Source organism: Holdemania filiformis DSM 12042 (genome assembly GCF_000157995.1).
Lineage (GTDB): Bacteria > Bacillota_I > Bacilli_A > Erysipelotrichales > Erysipelotrichaceae > Holdemania > Holdemania filiformis.
Map to the genome: position 1 here is coordinate 293386 of NZ_GG657561.1, position 1614 is coordinate 294999.

At 52.3% G+C, this 1614-nt stretch carries 1 protein-coding gene; it reads left to right on the forward strand.

What is annotated here, in order from left to right:
• Nucleotides 1–1546 (forward strand): recombinase family protein (locus HOLDEFILI_RS14055; RefSeq protein WP_050766992.1); only part of this gene is annotated, 1546 nt, incomplete at its 5' end.
• Between the last annotated feature and the right edge of the window lie 68 nt (nt 1547–1614).

Below are 1614 nucleotides of genomic sequence, written 5' to 3' on the forward strand. Positions count from 1 at the left end.
ACTGCAAGGCGAGAGCAATTCTATTTCAAACCAGAAACGTATTCTTGAAACCTATGCAAAGCAGAACGGCTTTTCTAATCTGCAATGGTACACAGACGACGGTTATTCTGGGGCGAACTTCCAAAGACCGGGCTTCCAAGCCATGCTTGCAGACATTGAAGCCGGGAAAGTCGGCACCGTCATAGTCAAGGATATGTCACGATTAGGGCGAAACTACCTGCAAGTGGGAATGTACACAGAAATGATATTCCCGCAGAAAGGCGTCCGCTTTATCGCTATCAATGACGGAGTGGACAGCGCACAGGGCGACAATGATTTTGCCCCGCTGCGGAACATTTTCAATGAATGGCTGGTGAGAGATACGAGCAAGAAAATCAAGGCAGTAAAACGGTCTAAGGGCATGAGCGGCAAGCCTGTCACAAGCAAGCCCGTGTACGGCTACCTCATGGACGAGGACGAAAATTTCATCATTGACGAGGAAGCCGCCCCCGTAGTCAAGCAGATATACAGCTTGTGCCTTGCCGGGAACGGGCCGACCAAAATCGCCCGTATGCTCACGGAGCAGCAGATCCCCACGCCAGGGACGCTGGAATACCGCAGGACGGGCAGCACCCGCCGCTACCACCCCGGCTATGAGTGCAAGTGGGCGACGAACACCGTTGTACATATCCTTGAAAACAGGGAGTACACGGGCTGTCTGGTAAACTTCAAAACGGAGAAGCCGTCCTACAAGACCAAGCACAGCGTAGAGAACCCCATTGAGAAACAGGCGATTTTCCCAGACCACCATGAGCCTATCATTGACGGGGATATTTGGGAGCGAGTGCAGGAGTTACGAAAGCAGCGCAAACGCCCGAACCGCTATGATGAAGTGGGCTTGTTTTCCGGTTTGCTGTTCTGCGCCGACTGCGGTAGCGTCCTTTATCAGCAGCGTTACCAGAACGCCGCCCGGAAACAGGATTGCTACATCTGCGGCAGCTACAAGAAGCGTACCCATGACTGTACGGCGCACTTTATCCGCACCGACCTGTTGACCGCCGGAGTGACAGATAATCTGCGGAAAGTTACCAGCTATGCGGCGAAGCACGAAGCCCGCTTTATGAAGCTGCTGATTGAGCAGAACGAGGACGGGGGCAAGCGCAGGAACGCCGCAAAGAAAAAGGAACTGGAAGCCGCCGAGAAGCGTATCGGCGAACTATCCGCTATCTTCAAGCGGTTGTATGAGGACAGCGTGACCGGGCGCATTTCTGATGAACGGTTTACGGAACTGTCGGCAGACTATGAAGCCGAGCAGAAAGAACTGAAAGAGCGAGCCGCCGCATTACAGGCGGAACTTTCCAAAGCACAGGAAGCCACCGTAAACGCCGGAAAGTTTATGAATATCGTCCGCAAGAACATGAATTTTGAAGAACTTACCCCTACCCTGTTGCGGGAGTTTGTAGAGAAAATCATAGTGCATGAGTGCAGCTATGACGAGAACGGAACCCGCAGACAGGAAATTGAAATCTATTACTCTTTCGTCGGCAAAGTAGACTTGCCCGAATGACCGCCCGACCTATCCGACACAATGCGCAAGTGCCGGATAGGAACGGCAAAATTTTTTACACTTCTTTT